The 3,268-nt window shown below is 68.3% G+C and carries 2 protein-coding genes and 1 pseudogene; all 3 read right to left on the bottom strand.

Annotated features, from left to right (window positions below):
- Positions 1-603 (bottom strand): annotated as a pseudogene (locus G6026_RS15375) (hypothetical protein); the annotation flags it as partial.
- Positions 604-728: 125 nt separating this feature from the next.
- Complete coding sequence (gene sucD, locus G6026_RS15370; RefSeq protein ID WP_182613686.1) at positions 729-1,631, bottom strand: succinate--CoA ligase subunit alpha; 903 nt, start codon at positions 1,629-1,631, stop codon at positions 729-731.
- A 21-nt stretch (positions 1,632-1,652) separates the two neighbouring features.
- Positions 1,653-2,819: an ADP-forming succinate--CoA ligase subunit beta gene (sucC, locus tag G6026_RS15365; protein ID WP_107756994.1), complete on the bottom strand. Its 1,167-nt coding sequence runs from the start codon at positions 2,817-2,819 to the stop codon at positions 1,653-1,655.
- Between the last annotated feature and the right edge of the window lie 449 nt (positions 2,820-3,268).

Genomic DNA, 3,268 nt, shown 5'->3' with positions numbered 1-3,268 from the left:
CGCCCAGACGGCCGCCACGAACGCCGCGCCGAGATGGATCCCGCCGCGCACCCACACCGGCAGGACTTCCCGCAGGTCCCGCCGGAAGTAGAGCCAGACGCCCAGCCCCGATCCGAACAGCGCCACCGCCGCCGTCCACAGCAGCGCCGCCGTCGGGGAGGACTCCCTCACGGCGAAGTCCGAGCCGGCGGAGCCGACCAACAGGGTCGCCAACCCCGTCATCAGTAACCCCGCCAGTGTCACCCCCGCCACGGCCGCGCCGGCCTCGCGCGCCCCCGGCTCCTCGACGTCGCCCAGGACGGCGCGGGTCTGCCGGGCCAACACCGCCACGTAGATCAACGGCGGCAACAGGGGCAGAAAGCCCAGGGACACCTCGTCCACGGTGAGGGGCACCCTGTTGACCACCAACCACTCCACGGCCACCACGGCGAACAGTGAGTCGAACCCCCGGGCGCTGAACACAAGCACGGCCAGGGTGAGCGCCGTCAGCACCAGCACGGAGACGATGACGGGCAGCGCGGCGGCGGCCGCCGTCCACAACAACGATCGGGCACCCGCCGGGGTCCGTCTCGCGGCGGGCCGGATGACACGTGGAGGGCTCACGCTGCCACCGTAGAGAACCGTCCACCCGCGGTACCCCCGGCACGCCGCGACCCCCGGCATCCGGGGATGGCGGGGGTCGGGTGGCGCATGCTCGCGGCGGTCCCTGCAGGACCACCACGAACGGATCACATGGCGTCGAGGAGCTCCTTGGCGAGCTGCGCGGTCTCGGACGGCGTCTTGCCGACCTTGACTCCTGCGGCCTCCAGGGCCTCCTTCTTGGCCTGAGCGGTGCCCGCGGAGCCGGAGACGATGGCGCCGGCGTGGCCCATCGTCTTGCCCTCGGGGGCGGTGAAGCCCGCCACGTAGCCGACGACCGGCTTGGTGACGTTGGCCTTGATGTAGTCGGCAGCCCGCTCCTCGGCGTCGCCGCCGATCTCGCCGATCATCACGATGACCTTGGTCTCCGGGTCGTTCTCGAAGGCCTCGATGCAGTCGATGTGGGTCGTGCCGATGATCGGGTCGCCACCGATGCCGATGGCGGTCGAGAAGCCGTAGTCGGCGAGCTCGTACATCATCTGGTAGGTCAGGGTGCCCGACTTGGACACGAGCCCGACCGGGCCCTTGCCCGCGATGTTGGCCGGGGTGATGCCGACCAGCGACTCGCCCGGTGTGATGATGCCCGGGCAGTTGGGTCCGATGATCCGGGTCTTGCCACCCTTGGCGAGGTTGTAGTTCCACGCGGTGGCGGTGTCCAGCACGGGGGCGCCCTCGGTGATGACCACGGCGAGCGGGATCTCCGCGTCCACGGCCTCGATGATGGCGTCCTTGGTGAAGGGCGGCGGGACGAACAGGATCGTCACGTCCGCACCGGTGGCCTCCATGGCCTCGGCGACGCCGCCGAAGACCGGCAGTTCCACGTCGTTGCCTTTCGCGTCCTTGTGGGACACGGTGGTGCCGGCCTTGCGGGCGTTGACGCCGCCGACGATCTGGGTGCCGGCCGCGAGCATGCGGGCGGTGTGCTTGCTGCCCTCGCCACCGGTGATGCCCTGGACGATGACCTTGCTGTCCTTGTTGAGGAAGATCGACATGTGTGTGAGGTCCTCTGCTTCTTACTTGGCGGCCAGCTCGGCGGCCTTGTCGGCGCCGGAGTCCATGTTGTCGGCCAGGGTGACGAGCGGGTGGTTCGCGTCGGCGAGGATCTTGCGACCCTCCTCGACGTTGTTGCCGTCTAGACGGACGACGAGCGGCTTGTTGGCCTCGTCGCCGAGGATCTCCAGAGCCTTGACGATGCCGTTCGCGACGGCGTCGCAGGCGGTGATGCCGCCGAAGACGTTGACGAACACGCTCTTGACCTGCTCGTCGCCGAGGATGACGTCGAGACCGTTGGCCATGACCTCGGCCGAGGCACCGCCGCCGATGTCGAGGAAGTTGGCGGGCTTGACGCCACCGTGGCTCTCGCCCGCGTACGCGACGACGTCGAGGGTCGACATGACCAGACCGGCACCGTTACCGATGATGCCGACCTGCCCGTCGAGCTTGACGTAGTTGAGGTCGTTCTCCGCGGCCTTCTGCTCGAGCGGATCCGTGGTGCCCGCGTCGGAGAAGTCCTCGAAGGACTCCTTGTGGCGGAACTCCGCGTTCTCGTCGAGGGTGACCTTGCCGTCGAGCGCCAGGATCTCGTCGTTCGGGGTGCGGACGAGCGGGTTCACCTCGACCAGCGTGGCGTCCTCCTTGACGAACACCTCGTAGAGCTTGGCGATCGTCACCGCAGCGGCGTCGAGCACCTCCTCCGGGAGGTGGCCGGCCTTCGCGATCTCGCGGGCCTTGGCCTCGTCGACGCCGACCGTGGGATCGATGTTGATCCGGGCGAGGCGGTCCGGGGACTCCTCGGCGACCTGCTCGATCTCGACGCCACCCTCGACCGAACACATGGCCAGGTAGTTGCGGTTCGCGCGATCGAGGAGGAAGGAGATGTAGTACTCCTCGGCGATGTCGCTGGCCTCGGCGACGAGCAGCTTCTTGACGATGTGGCCCTTGATGTCCAGGCCCAGGATGTCCTCGGCCCGGGCGCGGGCCTCCTTGGCGTCCTCCGCCAGCTTGACGCCGCCGGCCTTGCCACGGCCTCCGACCTTCACCTGTGCCTTGACGACGACAGGCTTGCCGATCTCGGCCGCGACCTTCTCGGCCTCCTCCGCGGTGTCCGCAACGCGCCCCGGGGTGGTGGGCACGTCATGCTTCGCGAAAAGAGCCTTTGCCTGGTATTCAAAGAGATCCATCAGCTCACCATCTTGACGTGGGTAGATTCGCCCGGCCCTGTTGTAAAGCCGAGTCCTTCCTCATCCTAGGCGCGGGGTGTGTCGCCCGTCGCACCCTGGGGGTGACCGTGTGTGCCCGGTCACACGAGCGCGCGGCCACGGAGGCACCGTGACCACCACTCGAGACCCGAGCATTAACTCCAAACCCCTTGACCACTGGAGTCACACCGGTGTGATCCACCCCTCCCTCGCCAGCCGGGTGTGACCTTGCGGCGCCGTTGCCGGTCCGTTACCTTGGGGGGCGTCTTGATCACGGAAAGATCACAGCACGACCTCAGAGGGGAAACGCCACCGGTGAAGAACGAGTCGCAGCACGTACCACCCGCGACTCCTGTCGTCGTACCCGCATCCGGTGCACACGCGGGAGGACGTCACCGCCTCCCCTCGCCCCCCCACGCACTGCGTGGTCG

It is taken from the genome of Dietzia sp. DQ11-38-2 (assembly GCF_014145055.1).
In the GTDB taxonomy this organism is placed as follows: domain Bacteria; phylum Actinomycetota; class Actinomycetes; order Mycobacteriales; family Mycobacteriaceae; genus Dietzia.
This window is presented reverse-complemented; position numbering and strand designations above follow the sequence as displayed.

Coding starts and splice junctions, on each gene's coding strand:
- sucD (WP_182613686.1), bottom strand. CDS start 1,631: ATGTCGATCTTCCTCAACAAGGACAGCAAGGTCATCGTCCAGGGCATC.
- sucC (WP_107756994.1), bottom strand. CDS start 2,819: ATGGATCTCTTTGAATACCAGGCAAAGGCTCTTTTCGCGAAGCATGAC.